This window comes from Acidobacteriota bacterium (genome assembly GCA_030697165.1).
Classification (GTDB): Bacteria; Acidobacteriota; Vicinamibacteria; order Vicinamibacterales; family UBA2999; genus 12-FULL-67-14b.
Genome location: JAUYQQ010000008.1, coordinates 18,953 through 36,135 on the forward strand (window position 1 = coordinate 18,953; position 17,183 = coordinate 36,135).

Here is a 17,183-nt window from a genome sequence, read left to right on the forward strand (position 1 = left end):
TCGGGAGTCGGGAGTCGGGAGTCGGGAGTCGATCATGTGCTTAGAGTGCAAGGTGCTCCTGGGTGACCTGCAGACCATTGACGTTTCCGAGCACCGTCACGGCGAGCGATCCGGGGGCGAAGAACCGGTCGGCGAGCTTCAACACGTCTTCCGCCGAGACCCGCTCGATCGCGGCCAGCATTTCGTCGAGCCCGTCGGTGCGGTCGCGGTACATTTCCTGGCGCGCCAGGTGCGACATCCGGCTCGACGTGCTCTCGAGGCCGAGCATCAGCGAACCCTTCAGGTGATCCTTGGCGCGCCGCAGTTCGATGGGGTCAAGCCCGCCCAGCTTCATCTGCCGCAGTTCGGCGACGACCACGTCGATCAGCTCCGCGACCGAGTCGTTGCCGCAGCCGGCATAGATGCTGAGCGCGCCGGCATCCTGGTAGGACGACAGCCCCGAGAACACCGAGTACGCCAGGCCGCGCTTCTCGCGCACGTTCTGGAACAGGCGCGAGCTCATCGAGCCGCCGAGCGTGGTGTTGAGCGCGTAGCCGGCGTAGCGTTCCGGATGGTGCTGCGGCAGGGCCGGCGTCCCGAACACGACGTGGCTCTGCTCCAGGTCCTTCTTGCGAATCTGGATGGTCGAGGCCACGACCGGTGGCGTGTGCTCGGCGTCGGGGCCGGTATGCGGAATGTGCGCGAGCGCCTTCTCCAGCAGCGACTGCACCTGGTCGTGCTCGAGGTTACCGACGGCCACGACGACGAAGTTGCCGGCCACGTAGGTGTTCGCGAAGTATTTGGTGATGGTGTCGCGGGTCAGCGCGTTCACGCTGGCCGGCGTGCCGAGAATGGGACGGCCGAGCGGGTGGCCGCTCCAGAAGCCCTCGGCGAAGATCTCGTGGACCAGATCGTCGGGCGTATCCTCGACCATCTTGATCTCTTCGAGAATGACCTTCTTCTCTTTCTCGATGTCATCGTCGGCCATCAGCGGATTGCTGATCAGATCGGCGAGAATCTCGACCGCCAGCGGCAGGTGCTCGTCGAGGACCTTCAAGTAGTAGCCGGCGTACTCCTTGGAGGTGAAGGCGTCTATCTGGCCGCCGATCGAATCCACCTGTTGCGCGATTTCCTCGGCCGAGCGCGTCGGCGTGCCCTTGAAGAGCATGTGCTCGACGAAGTGCGCGATGCCCATGCTTTCGGTCGGCTCGTGACGCGAACCGCGCGTCAGCCAGATGCCGATGGCGACCGAGCGTACGTGCGGCATCCGCTCGGTGGCTAGACGGACACCGTTGGCAAGGACGGCGCGACGGATGTTGGGCTCGGACACGTGGGAACCTGCCGCAGACTAAGTGGTTACGGCAGAAAGAATTACTGCGCGATCATATCACTTGAGCCGCGTTGGGCGCCATTTGCACATTTCGAAACAAGGGAGATTCGAGATGTCATTCGCCACCCATACGCGCCGGAACACCAGCCTGCTTGCCGCGTCCGAGAAACGCCTGCTCATCTGGATGGCCGAGCACCTGCCGCGCTGGATCCACTCCGACCACCTGTCTGCGCTCGGGCTGGCGGCCATGGCCGGCGCCGGCCTCGCGTTCTGGCTGACCGCGTCCCATCCCGTTGCCGGTGCAGGTCTTGTGGCGCTGTGCCTCCTGCTGAACTGGTTCGGCGACAGCCTCGACGGGACCCTGGCCCGCGTCCGTAACCAGCTGCGGCCGCGCTACGGCTATTACCTCGACCACGTCATCGACCTGACCGGCACAGCCCTGGTGTTTGCCGGGCTGGCCGCCTCGGGGCACATGAGCCCGGTGGTGGCGGTCCTGGTGGTGGCGGCGTTCTTCCTGGTGTCGGCCGAATCCTACCTGGCGACCCACGCCCGCGGCATGTTCAACATGGCCTTCCTCGGCATTGGGCCAACCGAACTGAGGCTGGCGCTGGTGGCCGGCGCCTTCGCCCTGATCAGCTCGCCGGTGATCCGGCCGTTCGGCCTGGTTGAGCTCCGTTTGTTCGATCTCGGGGGTATTGTGGGAGTAGCAGGGATGGTCGTAACCTTCGTCATCACGAGCGTCAGGAACGCCCACGCCCTTTACCTGGAGGAGACCATCCGATCATGACGGGAGGGCACTGCTTGTCGGGAGGGCACTGCTTGTCGGGATTCGGGTTCCGGGCCATGGCCGTTGTGCTCATGGTCCTTGTCGCCACCTCCGCGTCGGCCGAACCGATGGAGGCTATCCTGCAAGCAAAGACCGTCGAGGGCTTCAACCGGTATGCCGCGGCGATCGAGGCGCGCATCGACAGGGAGCTGCGCGACGACTCGCCCTTCCTTGACATCGAGCGCCAGCCGGAGGCACAGCTGGCCAAGTCGATGGAACGGCTGCGCCGCGGCGAGGTGATCGTGACGCGGGCGGTTGCGCGCGACGGCGCCGCGAGCGAGATCGAAGTCGAGGGCGGCATGATCAACCACTGGCGCGGCACCGGCTTCGTGCCCAACGTGAAGCTCGACGTGCTGCTGAAGACACTGCAGGAGCCGCAGGCCGACAAGCACAAGCAGGAAGACGTGCTGTCGTCGCGCGTGGTGCAGACCGGCGAGAACTCGCAGAAGCTGTTCCTGCGCCTGCGCCGCACCAAGCTGATCACGGTGGTCTACGACACCGAGTACGACACCACCTATCGCCGCATCGCGGCCGACCGGGCACTGAGCAACAGCATCTCGACCAGGATCGTCGAGGTCGAAAACGCGGGGACGCCGCAGGAACGGGCGTTGCCGGAAGGCAACGACCACGGCTTCATGTGGCGGCTCTACTCGTACTGGCGCTACAAGCAAGTGGGCGACGGGGTCGTCGTCGAAGTGGAATCGCTGACGCTCAGCCGGAACCTGCCGTTCCTGTTCAGCCCGTTCCTCCGGCCCGTGGTCAACAGCACCGCGCGCGACTCGCTGACCCGCACGCTGACGTCCATGCGCGTGCGGTTCGCCAACTAGGGTCCGCCTTCGCCAATGGCTTCGGCGGGACACGCGCTACACTGAAGGGGTGCTGGCCGACCTCGCCGGAATGGAGCTGGGCGACCTCGAAACCTTCGTCGAGTCGCTGGGCCACAAGCGCTTTCACGCCAAGCAGATCTACCGCTGGATTTGGCGCCGCGGCGTCACCGACTTCGCGCAGATGACCGACCTCGGCCAGCAACTGCGCGCGGCCCTCGTTGAGAAGGCGACCATCTCCCTCCCCTCGATCATCAAGCGCGACGTCTCGACCGACGGCACGCAGAAGTTCGTGCTGCAACTGGCCGACGGCAAGCAGATCGAAGCGGTCTTCATTCCCGACACACCGGCCCAGACCTTTTGCGTGTCCACCCAGGTCGGCTGCGCCATGGGCTGCGCGTTCTGCCTGACCGGCAAGATGGGGCTGGTCCGCAACCTGTCGGCCGCCGAGATCACCGCCCAGGTGCGGCTGCTCGCCCGGTCGCTCGACCTGCTCGACAAGTCCTTCAACATCGTCCTCATGGGCATGGGCGAGCCGCTGCACAACTACGACGCGACGATGAAGGCGCTGCGGATGCTGAACGAGAAAGAAGGCCTGGCCCTGCACCCCAAGCGGGTGACGCTCTCGACGGTGGGCCTGGTGCCGATGATGGACAAGCTGGCCGGCGAAGACCTGATGCCGAACCTGGCCGTATCGCTGCACGCCGCCACCGAAGAGACGCGCGCGGCGATCGTGCCGTCGAACAAGAAATACTCGATGCAGGACGTGATCGACGCCTGCAAGCGGTTCCCGCTCAGCAAGCGACGCCGGATCATGTTCGAATACGTGATGCTGGCCGGCGTGAACGACTCGCCGCAGGACGCGCGCCAGCTGGTGAAGGTGCTGTCGGGCGTCAAGGCCAAGGTCAACCTGCTGCCGCTCAACGCCGCCCCAGGCATTCCGTTCGAGCGGCCGTCGGATGAGGTAATCAACGCCTTTGCCAAGATTCTCGCCGACAAGGGACTGAACGTGTCGGTGCGCAAGAGCCGCGGACGCGATATCCGAGCCGCTTGTGGCCAGCTCATTGTCGAGGGGCAATCAACCAAGAAGGTGGCGGTGATATGACGCCGGGTGTGCTTTTCCTGAGATGGCTGTGGAAAACCACACCCGGCGTCCTCGCGCTGCTCGTTGCGGCCGGTTGCGCCGGCGAGCCGCAGTCGTGGGCCGAGCTCAAGCGGCGATTGCCTGGCATGGAGTCGGAGCAGCGCGACGCGGCGATCGAGAAGTTCATCGCCGCCAGGGGCGGTACGCCGATCATCGAGAACCAGACCCGGCTGGTGTTCTTCGCCAGGGACGTCAACGGCAAGACCCCGCGCGTGGTCGGCGACTTCAACGCGTGGGCCGCTACGCCACAAGGCTACGACGCCGCCATCGGCAAGATGACCCGCGTCGACGGGACGACGTGGTCGTACCTTGAAGGCACGGCGTACACGAATGCCCGCGCCGAGTACGTCTTCTTCTTCGACGAAGAGACGGCGGCCGATCCGCTGAACCCGCGGGCGGTGCAGGCTTACGCCGGGCCGCGCTCGGAGGTTCGCATGCCGTTCTGGGTCGCCAACCCGGAAGTGGATGACGAGACGCCCGCGCCGGCCGGCGAGCTGATTGCCGACACGATCATCTCGCGCGAGCTGTTGGGTCCCAGGCGCGTGTGGTACTACCTGCCTCCTGGCTATGCGGCGAGCGACACGCTGTATCCCGTGATGTACGTCCTCGACGGCGGCAACTACGTGGAGAGGATGGACGTGCCGCGCGTGCTGGACCGGCTCATCGCGCGCAAGGCCATTCCGCCGGTGATCGCAGTGTTCTCGGAGCCAGGCGATCGGCAGGAAGAGTACACCCGTAACCCGCGGTGGCGGGCGTTCATCACCAGCGAACTCGTGCCGCAGATCGACAAACGCTTCCGCACCTTCCCGGCGCCGGACCACCGCATTGTTCTCGGCAGCTCACTTGCCGCCTACGGCGCGGTCGATCTCGCGGTCGAGTTCCCGGCTGTGTTCGGTTTGTGCGCCGCGCTTGCCCCGCCAGAGCAGGTGTCGTCGGTGATTGCCAACCAGGCGCACGCGCGGGCCGCCGCCGTATCGATCCGGTTCTTCGTGTTGGGAGGCGTCTACGACGCCATGGTCGACGGCGCCCGCCGGCTGCGGACCACGCTCGACGGCGTGAACGCGCCGGTCACCTACCTGGAAGTGTCGGAAGGGCACAACACCAACACCTTCCGCAATCACCTGGACGATGCGATCAACGCGCTGCTGCAACATCAACAGGAGCCAAGGAGATAAAGAGAAATATTCTCTTGGACTCCTGAACTCCTGTTTATGCTCTTGGGCTCGCCAGGGCCTTTTGACCGATGTCGCGGCGGAACTGCATGCCGTCGAAGTGGATCTTGCTGGCCGCTTCATAGGCGCGGGCGATGGCGATCTTGAACGAGGATCCGGTCCCGACGACCGTGAGCACGCGCCCACCGGCCGTGACCAGATCAGCGCCACGCAGTTTCACGCCGGCGTGAAACACCATCACGTCGGAACAGTCGCGCGCCACTTCGTCCAGGCCGGTGATGACGTCACCCGAGCGCACCTCGCCGGGATAGCCGTGGGCGGCAAGGACGACGCCCACCGACACGTGCCGGGAGTCGGGAGTCGGGAGTCGGGAGTCGGCCACACGACCTTCAGCGGCGGCCATCAACACAGGCGCGAGCGGCTCGGTCAGCAGCGGCAGCACGACCTGCGCCTCGGGATCGCCGAAGCGGACGTTGAACTCGATCACCTTGGGGCCGTCAGGCGTCAGCATCAACCCGCAGTAGAGAAAGCCGCGGAACGGTGTGCCTTCGGCGGCCATTCCTTCGAGGACGGGCCGGACGATCTCGCGCTCGACCTGGGCCTGCAGCGACGCAGTCATCAGCGGGCTGGGCGAGAAGGCGCCCATGCCGCCGGTATTGGGGCCTTCGTCGTGGTCGAAGATGCGCTTGTGGTCCTGCGCCGACAGCAACGACACGTAGTCCACGCCGGCGGCCACGACAAAGAACGAGACCTCGGGACCGGTGAGCAGTTCCTCCAGAACCACCCGCGCCCCGGCGTCGCCAAAGCTGCGATCGACCATGGCCGCCTGCACGGCGGCCTCGGCGGTGGCGCGGTCGGGCGCCACGACCACTCCCTTGCCGGCGGCCAGGCCGTCGGCCTTCACGACCAGTGCGTCACCAAACTCACCCGAGCGAATGGCCGCCAGCGCCTGGTCTGCCGAGGTGCACACGCGATAGTGCGCGGTGGGCACCTGGTGCCGCTGCATGAAATCCTTGGCGAACGCCTTGCTGGTCTCGAGCTGGGCGGCGGCGCGGGTCGGGCCAAAGACCAGGCGGCCTTCGGCGGCCAGTCGATCGGCCAGGCCGCGGCCCAGTGGCGCTTCGGGTCCCACCACCGTCAGGTCGATGCGTTCGCGGGCGATCAGCTGAACCACGGCATCGAGATCCAGGATGTCGAGTGGTTCAGTATTGATGGGCATGGTCCGGCTAAAGCCGGACGCCACAGACATTGCTTGGTTGCCAGGAGCGCAGAGTAAGTAGTCAACCCCGGGTTCTTGACCCAGCTTCCAGGCCAAGGCGTGCTCGCGCCCGCCGGAGCCGATAATGAGGATGCGCATTGGCGGTTTAGGGCGATTGACTTCCGGGGTGGGCTGTAGCCATCTATGTCATTGATAACACTAGATTTATCTGTGTTATCTGTGTCATCTGCGGCCCCGTCTGCGTTTGTGATAGCCTAGCATACTTGTCCCGTCGGTCGCGGACCGGCAAGGGGCCCAAATCTCGTGATGTGATGATTTGGATGAAAACTGGTCGAAAGGGGGTGACTACAGATGGCCGAAGTGAAATTGCAAGAGGGTGAGTCGATCGAAAGCGCGTTGCGACGTTTCAAGCGCAAGGTGCAGCAGGAAGACATCATCAAGGACATCAAGAAGCACTCCTTCTATTTGAAGCCGGGTGACAAGCGCCGCGCGAAGCAGGCGCTCGCCCGGAAGCGCAATCGGAAGAAGGCTCGCCGCGAGACCGAATAACGGGGCGTGGGGTCTTTAGGGGCCCCAACCCTTTTCTCGTGGTAACATTCGACACCTTTTTAGGGCGGCTAACGCCCACGATCTAAGGGTTTTACCGACGCAGAGGATCTAAGCGAATGGAAATCGTCGAACGCACTGTGAACGATGTGACCGTGCTCGACCTCAAGGGCAAGATGACCCTTGGCGAGGGCGACGAGTTGCTGAAGGACAAGATCAACAGCCTGTTGGCCGCCGGCAAGAAGAAGCTGTTGCTCAATCTCGAAGGCGTGCCGTACATCGACAGCGCGGGCCTGGGCGAAGTGGTCCGGACGTACACCACGGTCAGCCGCCAGGGCGGCAGCCTCAAGCTGCTGAACCTGACCAAGCGCATCGAAGACCTGCTGTCGATCACCAAGTTGCTGACGGTATTTGACACCTTCGATTCGGAGGCGGAAGCCGTCAAGAGCTACAAGTAAGTGGAGACGCGGTCCCCGGTCGCGAACCTGATCATTTCGCTGCGACCGGATCAATGGACCAAGAACCTGATTGTCTTTGCGGCGCTGGTTTTTGCCGTCAAATTGTTCGACCCGGCCGCCTTGGCGCTAGCTTCGGCGGCCTTTTTGATTTTTTGCGCGTTGTCCGGAAGCGTCTACCTGATCAACGACGTTTCCGATCGAGAGGCCGATCGCCTGCATCCGCTCAAGCGGCTGCGGCCCATCGCCTCGGGCGCGCTCGGCGCCGGCACCGCCCTCGGGTGGGCGATTGGGCTGAGCGTCGTCGCGTTGGCCGCGGCATACGCGCTGCGGCCGCTGTTTGCGGTAGCTGCCGCGGCGTACCTGGCGCTCTTCGCCTTGTACACGCACACGCTCAAGCATGTCGTGATCCTCGACGTGATGTCGATCGCGATTGGCTTCGTGCTGCGGGCCGTGGCGGGTGGATTGGTAATCGGAGTGCCGGTCAGCGACTGGTTGCTGGTCTGCACCATCCTGCTGGCATTGTTCCTGGGCCTGGCCAAGCGGCGGCATGAAATCACCGCGCTGGCCGATGGGGCCTCGGGACACCGGCGAATTCTGGAGGAGTACGATCCGTACTTGCTCGATCAGATGATCGCGATCGTAGCGGCGGCGACACTCGTCGTCTACATCATCTACTGCGCGAGCCCCGACACAGCCGAGCGGTTCGGCACCCACCTGCTGGTGCTGACCACGCCCTTTCCGATCTACGGCATCTTCCGGTACCTGTACCTCGTGCATCGCAAGCACGGTGGCGGCAGCCCGTCGGACTTGCTGTTGCGGGATCGCCCGCTGCTGAGCTGTGTAGCGCTGTGGGGCATCGCGGTAGTCACGATCATCTATCGGCCGTACGCGTCGTAACTGAGACGTGACGCGTTCAACAGTCGCCATTCGAAAGACCTCGCCCGCGACGGTCCTGAAGGACACGCACGCGGTCATGAACCTTGCCGGGTACCAGGACGTCATCGCCCGGGACGCCGATACCGCGCTCAAGATCAACATCTCGTGGCACTTCTTCTTCCCCGGCTGCTCGACCACGCCGTGGCAGCTCGATGGCGTGATCCGCGCCATGAAACAGGACGGTTACGACCCGGCCCTGATCCATGCCTGCCACAACCGCACCGTCGTGATCGACGCCCACCTCGGCGAGGAAGCGAACAAGCAGCTGCCGGTGGTGCAGGCGCACGGCATCCGCAACGTGCACCTCTACGAGGGCGACGAACCGTGGCTCAACGTCCGCGAGGCGGTCGGCAGCGAGCTGGCCGACAAGTTCCTCTGCCTCAAGCAGGTCTACCCCGACGGCTTCATGATCCCGAAGCGCTTCATCGGGGAGAACATCATCCACCTGCCGACGGTCAAGACCCACGTCTTCACGACCACGACCGGGGCCATGAAGAACGCCTTCGGCGGGCTGCTGAACGAGCGCCGCCACTGGACCCACCCGGTGATCCACGAGACGCTGGTCGACCTGTTGATGATCCAGAAGAAAATCCACCGCGGCGTGTTCGCGGTCATGGACGGCACCTTCGCCGGCGACGGCCCCGGGCCGCGCTGCATGGTGCCGCACGTCAAGAACGTGATGCTGGCCAGCGCCGACCAGGTCGCGATCGATGCGGTGGCCGCCAAGCTGATGGGCATGGATCCGATGTCGATCAAGTACATCCGGATGGCGCACGACCTCGGCCTCGGCTGCGGCGACCCGCGCGAGATCGAGATCGTCGGCGACGTCGAGGCGGCGAAAGAGAACTGGCAGTTCACCGGCCCGTTCAAGAAGATGACGTTCGCGTCGAAGATGCAACACCACATTTACTGGGGACCCCTGCGCAAGCCGATCGAGTGGTCGCTGAAAACGGTGCTCGCGCCGTGGGCATACATCGCGAGCGTGATCTACCACGACAGCTACTGGTACCCGGTAAACGCCGAGCGCCAGATGAAACAGGCCCTGGCGAGCCCGTGGGGACGGCTGTTCGAGAACTGGGAACAGCTGACACCCGACGCCAATGGCTATCCGCAGGTGGGCGAATCGCCCGCCGCAATCACGCGTGCCGGCATGCACGCATTCAAGCAATCAATCGGCATTCTCGGCACCTGCATCGCAGAGGCGCCCGAGTTTGCCAGCCGGAAACGCCGCCAGCAGGCGAAGTCCGAGTCCTGAGGTTCAGTCGATGAGCGAGTTCACCATTCGTTCCGAGTCGGTCGACGTCGAGCAGATCATGAAGCAGATCCGCGCCCGCATTCTCGAGAAGCGCGGCGCCGACTACACCGAAGATCAGATCCGCGAGCTGGCCAGCGTCCGGCTCGAGAAGTTCCTGGAGCCCCGCAACCTGCGCTCCGACCTGCTCGAGCAGTTCCGCAAGAGCCGGCCGGCGGTCACCACCGAGCCGCCCACGATCGAGGCGCCCTACGCCTTCGACGACCAGACGCTGTTTGCCTCGCATCGCGCGCCGCTGCGCTTCATGCGCAAGCTGCTGATGCCGATCCTGAAGCTGTTCTTCAACCCGAACGTGCTCAACCAGATCCTCCATACGCAGTCGCAGTTCAACGTCGACCTGCTGAAGCGCGAGTCGCGCCGGAAGATCGAGTTCGACCGCTCGCGCGCCGAGTGGAACGCGCTCTACTACGAGGTGCTGCACAACCTGGTGCTCGAGACCACCCGCATGGGCATCGAGGCCCAGAACCTGCGGATGCGCGTCGAATCGCTGTCGAGCCGGCTCGACTTCAGCGAGCGCCGGGTGCGGGCGCTCGAAGGCGTGGTCCAGTACCGCCCCGAGGTGATTCATGCGCCGGCGCGGCGCGAACGCGAACGCGAGGACGACGAGCCGGCCGCGACGCCGGCCCCCGCCGGGTCGTTCGAGGGCTTCGTCCCGGCCGGCAATCAACCGAACCAGGGCCAGGGGCAAGCCGCCCAGGGTGATGGCAGCCGCAAGCGCCGGCGAAGACGCCGCGGCCGGCGCGGTGGGACCGGCCTGCCGGGCTCGCCCGGAGTGGGTGGCGGTGCGGCCCTGGCCGGGCAGCCCGGAGGTCCCCAGGACGGCGAGGCCTTCGAGGCCGGCGAGTCGGATGGGCCCGACGACGGCGAAGGCTTCGACGGCGGCGACGACATGGGCGGCCCGGAGGATGTGGGCGGCGCCCAGACCTCCGCCTCCGAACAGGTTTCGGACACCCGCGGCGAGTCCGCCGCCGCTCCCCAGGACCCGGGCGAGCCGCGGCGCGACCTCCCCTCTTCCGACGATAACGGCGAGCAGTGAAGGTCGCGGTCGTCGTCCAGCGGTACGGCGCCGACATCAACGGCGGCGCCGAGCAGCATGCCCGCTATGTGGCCGAGCACCTGGGCAAGCACGTCCAGGTCGAGGTGCTCACCACGTGCGCGCATCGCGACTACATTTCCTGGAAGAACGAGCTGCCGGAAGGCAAGGAGCTCGTGAACGGGATTACCGTCCACCGCTTCCCGGTGGCGGTCGAACGCGACCCGATTGAATTCGGGAAGTGGTCGGCCACCGTATTCACCAAGCGCCATTCGCTCGGCGACGAGCTTGCGTGGCTTGACGCCGAAGGCCCGACCAGCCCGGCCCTGATCAACCACATCAAGGCGCACGAAGCCGATTACGACTTCTTCATCTTCTTCAGCTTCCGTTATCACCACTCGTTCTACGGCTGCCGCGCCGTGGCCTCGAAGGCGATCCTGGTGCCGACCGCGGAACGCGATGGCGCGCTCGGGCTCGGCATCTTCCCGCCGGTGTTCCGCGGCATCCGCGCGTTGATGTACAACTCGTTCGAGGAACGCGCGCTGATCCAGGGCGTATCCAACAACCAGTCGGTGCCGGGCGTGGTGGTCGGCGTCGGTTCCGAGATCCCCGAGCGCTCGAACGGCGGCCGCTTCCGGCAGAAGTTCGACATCCGGGATCGCTTTGCGATCTACGTCGGCCGCATCGACGAGAACAAGGGCTGCGTCGAGCTGTTCAACTTCTTCGAGCATTACAGCGCCGCGCTGGTTGACGGCATGCACCTGGTGCTGGTCGGCACACCGCACGTGCCCATTCCCACGCACCCGCGCATTCACCACCTAGGCTTCCTCGAAGATCAGGACAAGTACGACGCGATGGCCGCGGCCGAAGTGCTGATCATGCCGTCGTACCTCGAAAGCCTGTCGATGGTGGCGCTCGAGGCGTGGGCGATGGGCAAGCCCGTACTCGCCAACGCCAAGTGCGACGTGCTGCAGGGCCAGTGCCTCCGCAGCAACGCCGGGTTGTTCTACGACAACTTTCACGAATTCGCCGAGACCATGCGCGCGATCGATTCCGGGCCGAACCTGCAGCAAGCCCTCGGCCGGAACGGGCGCGCGTTCTTCGAGCGCAACTACGCCTGGCCGGTGATCGAGAAGAAGTACGTCGAGATGCTGGAGCAGTTGTCGAAAGAGACCCCGTCGCGGACGATGGAGCCGATGCCGGGTTGGTTCAGCCGCCGGCGCCGCACCTTGCCGCCCGCTGACAGCATCGTCAAGCAACTGCCGACCGGGGCCTATCGGGAAGCGAGAAGTGAGAAGTCGGAAGTGAGAAGCGGGCGAAGCGCGAGAACTGAGCGGCCCGCTGTCTCGCAATCGCCGGCGCCGAGCCGGCCGCCGCAGCCCGAGCGGCCACAGTTCCAGCCGCGTGACCCGCGCCGCGATCAGCGTCGTGATCAGCGTGGTCCACGGCCGGACGGCCGGTCAAAGCCGGACGCCAACCGCAAGCCCCTCGACGCCGCTCAGGGCAAGCCACCGGGCCCGCGCCCAGAGGGTGGGCGTCCTGAAGGTGGCAACCGCGGACGTGAGCAACGGCGCGGAGGGCGCCCGCAGCGCCGACGAAGGCCCGGCGGCGGCGGCAACGGCGGCGGTCGCGGGGCAAAGTAGTGGCGATCGCGATTCACCAGGTGCTCGCGACGCTCGGCTACGGCGACGCGATCGGCAACGAGGTGCTGGGGATTCAGCGCGTCTTGCGGGCGGCCGGGTACGAGTCGGAGATCTTTGTTCAGACCGCTGACCCGCGGCTCGAGGACCTGACGCTCGACTACCGGGACCTGGTGGATGCGAGCCACCCCGACAACATCCTGTTTCACCATTTCTCGATCGGCTCGCGGGCATCGCGCGTGGCCTATGCACTGCCCGAGCGGATGGCGCTCGTGTATCACAACATCACGCCGCCGGAATACTTCGTCGACATCCACAAGGAGCTGGTGCAGTTGTGCTTTCGCGGACGGCGCGAGCTGGCGCTCTACCGAGACCGCTGCGACCTGGCGCTGGGCGATTCGGAGTACAACCGCCAGGAGCTCGCGGACCTCGGCTTCCCGGTCACCGGGGTGCTGCCGGTCGTGCCCGGGTTCAGCCACCTGAGTGGCCCCGCTAATTACGTGCACGCCGGGCAGTTTGACGATGACTGGGTCAACGTGTTGTTCGTCGGGCGCGTGATTCCCAACAAGAAGTTCGAGGACGTCATCCGCTCGTTCCAGGCGTACAAGAAGTGGTTCAATCCGCGATCGCGCCTGCTGCTCGTGGGCGCCCAGTCGGGCTTCGAGCGTTACCTGACGCTGCTGCATCAGTTCATCGCCGACTGCGGCGTCTCGGACGTCCACTTCACCGGCCACGTGTCCAACGAGGAGCTGACGGCCTATTACGAACTGGCGGATGTCTTCCTGTGCGCCAGCGAGCACGAGGGCTTTTGCGTGCCCCTGATCGAGGCCTTCCACATGGGCGTGCCGGTGATCGCGTATGCCGCCACCGCGGTGCCGGCCACCATGGATGGGGCCGGCATCCTGTACTCGGACAAGCATCCGGTGGCGGTCGCGGCGCTCGTCAACGCGGTGGTCGAGGATCGCGCCATGCGCGAGCGCATTCTTGACGGCCAGGACGCGGCGCTCGATCGCCTCGAAGCCAGGGACTTCGACGGCACGCTGCTCGCCTTCGTGGATCAGCTGCTCGCCACGCCGCGCCGTCCCCACCCGCCGGTGGCGTTCGACTTCTGGGATCAAGTGCAGCTGGCCGAAGAGTTCGCCGAGATCAAGGCCTACCGCCCGTCGGCCTTCCTGGCGTTGCCCGCCGAACCCTCGGGAACCGGGAGTCGGGAACCGGGAACCGAGCAGCCCGCCGACTCCCGACTCCCGACTCCCGACTCCCGGCCATGATCGTGAATCAATGGGTGCCCGCCGCCCATCGGGGCGATGCGATCGGCGATTCGGCGCGCCGCGTGCGGGGACTGCTGCGCGGACTCGGCCACGAATCAGAGATCTACGCCATGACGATGGACGACGACCTGCGTGGCGATGTGCGGGACTGGACCGATCCGGCGGCCGGGTCGGGCGACCTCACGATTTTTCATTTCGCGCTCGTCTCGCCGATGACGGCGGCCTTCGCCAGGCTGCCCCGCGGACGCGTGCTGCAGTACCACAACGTGACGCCGGCGCACTTTTTCGCGGGCTACGATGCGAATATCTTCCGGCTGTGCGCGCTCAGCCGCGAGGACTTGAAGTCGCTGGTCGGCCATACCGACGTCGCGCTCGGCGACTCGGAGTACAACCGGCAGGAACTCGAGGACATGGGTTTCACCAACACCGGTGTCTTCCCCATCGCCATCGACACCGGTCGGATCACGGCGGCCCCGCGGCGCCCCGCGCTCGAGGCGGTGCTCAGGACCGACGGCTTCCTCAATTTCCTGTTCGTGGGCCGGATTGCTCCGAACAAGAGAATCGAAGACCACATCAAGCTCGCGGAGCACTACAAGCGCTACGTGGACGAGTCGTATCGCTTCATCTTCGTCGGCCGCACCGACGCCGTGCCGCGCTATTTCAACACTATTCAGGCCCTGCTGGCCCAGTACCGCATGCCGCCGGGCCGCTTCCTGTTCACCGGACCGGTGCCCGATGAAGACCTTGCCACTTACTACCGCATGGCCAGTGTCTACATCTCGCTCTCCGAGCACGAGGGGTTCTGTGTCCCCCTGCTCGAGGCCATGGCCGCCGATGTGCCCGTCCTCGCCTATTCCTCCACCGCCGTTCCCGACACGCTCGGCGGAGCCGGCGTGCAGTTTGCGCCGAAAGACCTCGAATACGCCGCCGAGCTCCTGGGGGAGCTCGCCTACAACGACACGCTCAGGGCCCAGGTGATAGCCGGACAGCGCGCCCGCCTGAATGACTTTGGCGACGCCCGGATCTGCCGCGAGCTCGAAAGGCTGACATCGTGAAGATTGCATTCATCGTTCAACGCTACGGCGCCGAGATTCTCGGCGGTTCCGAATATCACTGCCGGTTGATTGCCGAGCGGCTGGCCGCCAAGCACGAGGTCGAGGTGCTGACCACCTGTGCCCGCGACTACATCACCTGGGAGAACGAATACCCGGAGGGCACCGACCGCATTCGCGGCGTCACGGTGCGGCGGTTCAAGAACGCGAAGACCCGCGACATCAACGCCTTTAACCAGTACTCAGACTGGATCTTCCATCACCCGCACACGCGGGAAGACGAAATGTCGTGGCTCGAGCAGCAGGGCCCGTGGTGCCCGCAGCTGATTGAGTACCTGAACAAGCATCACCGGCAATACGACGCGATGATCTTCTTCACTTACCTGTATGCGCCGACGGTGCTGGGCCTGGCGGTCGATCCGGCGCGCAGCATCCTGGTGCCGACCGCGCACGACGAGCCGGCCATTCACCTTGGCATCTACCGCGAGATGTTCGCCAAGCCGTCGGCGGTCGCCTTCAATACCGAGGTCGAAAAGAACTTCCTGAAGACCACGTTCGAGTTCCGCGCGGCGGCCGAAGAGACCGTCGGCTGCGGCGTGGACCTGCTGCAGGACGGCGCCCAGGCGGACGAGCCGGAGCCGGAAGACGAGGACGAGATTCACAAGCGCCTGCCGCAGCACCTGCGGACGCGCGGTGCGCAGTTCCGCCGGCGGCACCGGCTGCAGGGCCAGTTCCTGCTCTACGGCGGCCGCATCGACGCCGGCAAGGGCTGCGAGGAACTGATCGAGTACTTCACCAGCTACAAGGAACAGGGCGGCGAAGCGGCCCTGACCCTGATGGGCGTGAAGCTGATGCAGCTGCCCGAGGTGCCGTGGGTCCGCTTTGCCGGCCTGCTCTCGGAGCGCGAGCGCCTCCAGGCCCTCGAAGCCGCCACCATCGTCGTCGTTCCCTCCCCGTTCGAGAGCCTGTCACTGCTGGCGCTCGAGGCCATGGCGGTGGGCACGCCGATCCTGTGTAACGCGCGCTCGGAAGTGCTGGTGGACCACTGCGAGAAGAGCAACGCCGGGTTGTACTACGCCAACCGGGAAGAGTTCCTGGAGTGCACCAAGCTGTTGCTGGCCGACGAGCGGATGCGCGATCGCATGGGCCGCAACGGCAAGGAGTACATCAAGCGCAACTACCGGTGGGACGTGATCCTGTCGAAGTATGACCGCCTGATCGGGTCGCTGCGCCGATGATCGCGCTGCTGCTTGCCATTGCCCTGGCCTGGCAGTTCGGCCAGCGGGCGCCGCTAACGCCGGCCGAAACCCTGCTGGCGCCGGCGATCCTGTCGGCGATCGATGAGCAGCCGCTGACGGCGGAGTCGTCTCCACAGACGACGGGAACCGACCCTGCGGCCGGCTGGATCCTGCTGACGTGCCGCGAGGACGAGTGCGCGGCGGCTTCGCGCGCCGCCCGCAAGCTGAGCGCGCTGGTCGCCAGCAAGACCATCCCGCCGCCGGCCCGATCGATTCGCGTCGCCTCGGCGATCGACAAGTCGATGATCGCCGGAGCCAAGGCGGCGATTCACGTCGCCGAGTTGGCGGATCGTCCGCTGCAGGTCGTGCGTGCGCCTTGGTCAACCGCGGCCATCGCCGACGAAGTCGTCGAGGTGCTGATCCGCCGCAACGGCTACGTGGCCGAGATGCGGCCGTTCGAGGATCTCGGGCAGTTGCGGCTCGACCCTTACGGCATTCCGACGACGACGATTGTCGTCAACGCCTGGGCCTCGCGCGATCACGTGGCGGCCACCGCCGCCGCGGCCGCCTATTTCCTGGCGACGCTGCCGAACGACGGCGCCGAAGCGCTGCTGTCGCACTTGATGATCGGCGCGCACGCACGACTTGCCGAAGATGGGCGGCGGGCGGTGGCGCAGATGGGACCCTCGCAGCGGGCCGGTGCCGATGTGCTGATCCTGATGGGCCAGGCGATCGATCGCGAGCATCGCCGCATTCGCTCGCTGGCGCGGTTCATGCCCACGCCGCTCGACGCCACGCTGGCCAGCCGCATGGCCGACATGGAGAAGGGTGTGGCGTCGGTATGGACCAGCCTCGGCATCACCAGCTCGCCGTTTGTGCCTCCGGCGGAACGCATCCGTGGCCGCGGCGGTGACGACCAGCGCGTGCCGACGCGCGTGCCCGGTGCGGCCGGCACGGCCGATTCGGCCGTGCTCAAGCTCGCCAACCACGCCGACGTCGCCTACGAGATCGTCAACTTCATCGACGGCAAGCGCACCATCAGCGACATTCGCGACGCGGTGATGGCCGAGTTCAGCCCGGTGGGCCTGCCGGCGGTCGTGCAGTATCTCGAAGCGCTCGCCAAGGCCGGCGCAATCTCGATCAAGTAACAGGAGTTCAGGAGTTCAAGAGAAACGTCTTCTCTTGCTCTGTTCGCGGTTAAGA

At 65.6% G+C, this 17,183-nt stretch carries 16 protein-coding genes; 14 read left to right on the forward strand and 2 right to left on the reverse strand.

Annotated features, from left to right (window positions below):
- Nucleotides 1–40 precede the first annotated feature (40 nt).
- The gene (locus Q8T13_06385) at nt 41–1,309 is read right to left on the reverse strand and encodes a pitrilysin family protein (protein MDP3717375.1); all 1,269 of its coding nucleotides are present in this window, start codon (nt 1,307–1,309) and stop codon (nt 41–43) included.
- 112 nt (nt 1,310–1,421) lie between these two features.
- Here Q8T13_06385 and Q8T13_06390 point away from each other — a divergent pair, with 112 nt between their 5' ends.
- From Q8T13_06390 to Q8T13_06405, 4 genes are read left to right on the forward strand one after another with little or no spacing between them, the layout of a single operon-like run.
- On the forward strand, nt 1,422–2,096 hold the full coding sequence (locus Q8T13_06390) for a CDP-alcohol phosphatidyltransferase family protein (GenBank protein ID MDP3717376.1): 675 nt from the start codon (nt 1,422–1,424) through the stop codon (nt 2,094–2,096).
- Between the two features lie 56 nt (nt 2,097–2,152).
- Nucleotides 2,153–2,962: a hypothetical protein gene (locus tag Q8T13_06395; protein MDP3717377.1), complete on the forward strand. Its 810-nt coding sequence runs from the start codon at nt 2,153–2,155 to the stop codon at nt 2,960–2,962.
- A gap of 49 nt (nt 2,963–3,011) precedes the next feature.
- Nucleotides 3,012–4,064 (forward strand): 23S rRNA (adenine(2503)-C(2))-methyltransferase RlmN, encoded by a 1,053-nt coding sequence (gene rlmN / locus Q8T13_06400; GenBank protein ID MDP3717378.1) that lies wholly within the window; start codon nt 3,012–3,014, stop codon nt 4,062–4,064.
- Nucleotides 4,065–4,072: 8 nt separating this feature from the next.
- Entirely contained in the window at nt 4,073–5,278 is a 1,206-nt protein-coding gene (locus Q8T13_06405; GenBank protein ID MDP3717379.1) for an alpha/beta hydrolase-fold protein, read from the forward strand.
- Nucleotides 5,279–5,312: 34 nt separating this feature from the next.
- On the opposite strand, the gene purD is transcribed toward Q8T13_06405, so the two are convergent.
- Entirely contained in the window at nt 5,313–6,632 is a 1,320-nt protein-coding gene (gene purD, locus Q8T13_06410) for a phosphoribosylamine--glycine ligase (GenBank protein ID MDP3717380.1), read from the reverse strand.
- A 213-nt stretch (nt 6,633–6,845) separates the two neighbouring features.
- On the opposite strand from purD, the gene rpsU reads away from it, so the two are divergent.
- The 10 genes from rpsU (at nt 6,846) to Q8T13_06460 (ending at nt 17,128) form a co-directional block, all read left to right on the forward strand.
- Entirely contained in the window at nt 6,846–7,043 is a 198-nt protein-coding gene (rpsU, locus tag Q8T13_06415) for a 30S ribosomal protein S21 (GenBank protein MDP3717381.1), read from the forward strand.
- A 116-nt stretch (nt 7,044–7,159) separates the two neighbouring features.
- Nucleotides 7,160–7,498: an STAS domain-containing protein gene (locus Q8T13_06420; GenBank protein MDP3717382.1), complete on the forward strand. Its 339-nt coding sequence runs from the start codon at nt 7,160–7,162 to the stop codon at nt 7,496–7,498.
- Complete coding sequence (locus Q8T13_06425; GenBank protein MDP3717383.1) at nt 7,499–8,395, forward strand: decaprenyl-phosphate phosphoribosyltransferase; 897 nt, start codon at nt 7,499–7,501, stop codon at nt 8,393–8,395.
- A gap of 7 nt (nt 8,396–8,402) precedes the next feature.
- On the forward strand, nt 8,403–9,689 hold the full coding sequence (locus Q8T13_06430; protein MDP3717384.1) for a DUF362 domain-containing protein: 1,287 nt from the start codon (nt 8,403–8,405) through the stop codon (nt 9,687–9,689).
- Between the two features lie 10 nt (nt 9,690–9,699).
- Entirely contained in the window at nt 9,700–10,782 is a 1,083-nt protein-coding gene (locus tag Q8T13_06435) for a hypothetical protein (GenBank protein MDP3717385.1), read from the forward strand.
- Nucleotides 10,779–12,422 (forward strand): glycosyltransferase, encoded by a 1,644-nt coding sequence (locus tag Q8T13_06440; GenBank protein MDP3717386.1) that lies wholly within the window; start codon nt 10,779–10,781, stop codon nt 12,420–12,422. The genes Q8T13_06435 and Q8T13_06440 overlap by 4 nt, the downstream gene beginning before the upstream one ends.
- Nucleotides 12,422–13,690 carry a glycosyltransferase gene (locus tag Q8T13_06445; GenBank protein MDP3717387.1) on the forward strand — a complete coding sequence of 423 codons (1,269 nt, stop codon included), beginning with the start codon at nt 12,422–12,424 and terminating at the stop codon, nt 13,688–13,690. Before Q8T13_06440 ends, Q8T13_06445 begins: the two co-directional genes overlap by 1 nt.
- Entirely contained in the window at nt 13,687–14,745 is a 1,059-nt protein-coding gene (locus Q8T13_06450; protein ID MDP3717388.1) for a glycosyltransferase, read from the forward strand. The genes Q8T13_06445 and Q8T13_06450 overlap by 4 nt, the downstream gene beginning before the upstream one ends.
- On the forward strand, nt 14,742–15,980 hold the full coding sequence (locus Q8T13_06455; protein MDP3717389.1) for a glycosyltransferase family 4 protein: 1,239 nt from the start codon (nt 14,742–14,744) through the stop codon (nt 15,978–15,980). The genes Q8T13_06450 and Q8T13_06455 overlap by 4 nt, the downstream gene beginning before the upstream one ends.
- On the forward strand, nt 15,977–17,128 hold the full coding sequence (locus tag Q8T13_06460; protein MDP3717390.1) for a hypothetical protein: 1,152 nt from the start codon (nt 15,977–15,979) through the stop codon (nt 17,126–17,128). The genes Q8T13_06455 and Q8T13_06460 overlap by 4 nt, the downstream gene beginning before the upstream one ends.
- The last annotated feature ends 55 nt before the right edge of the window (nt 17,129–17,183 follow it).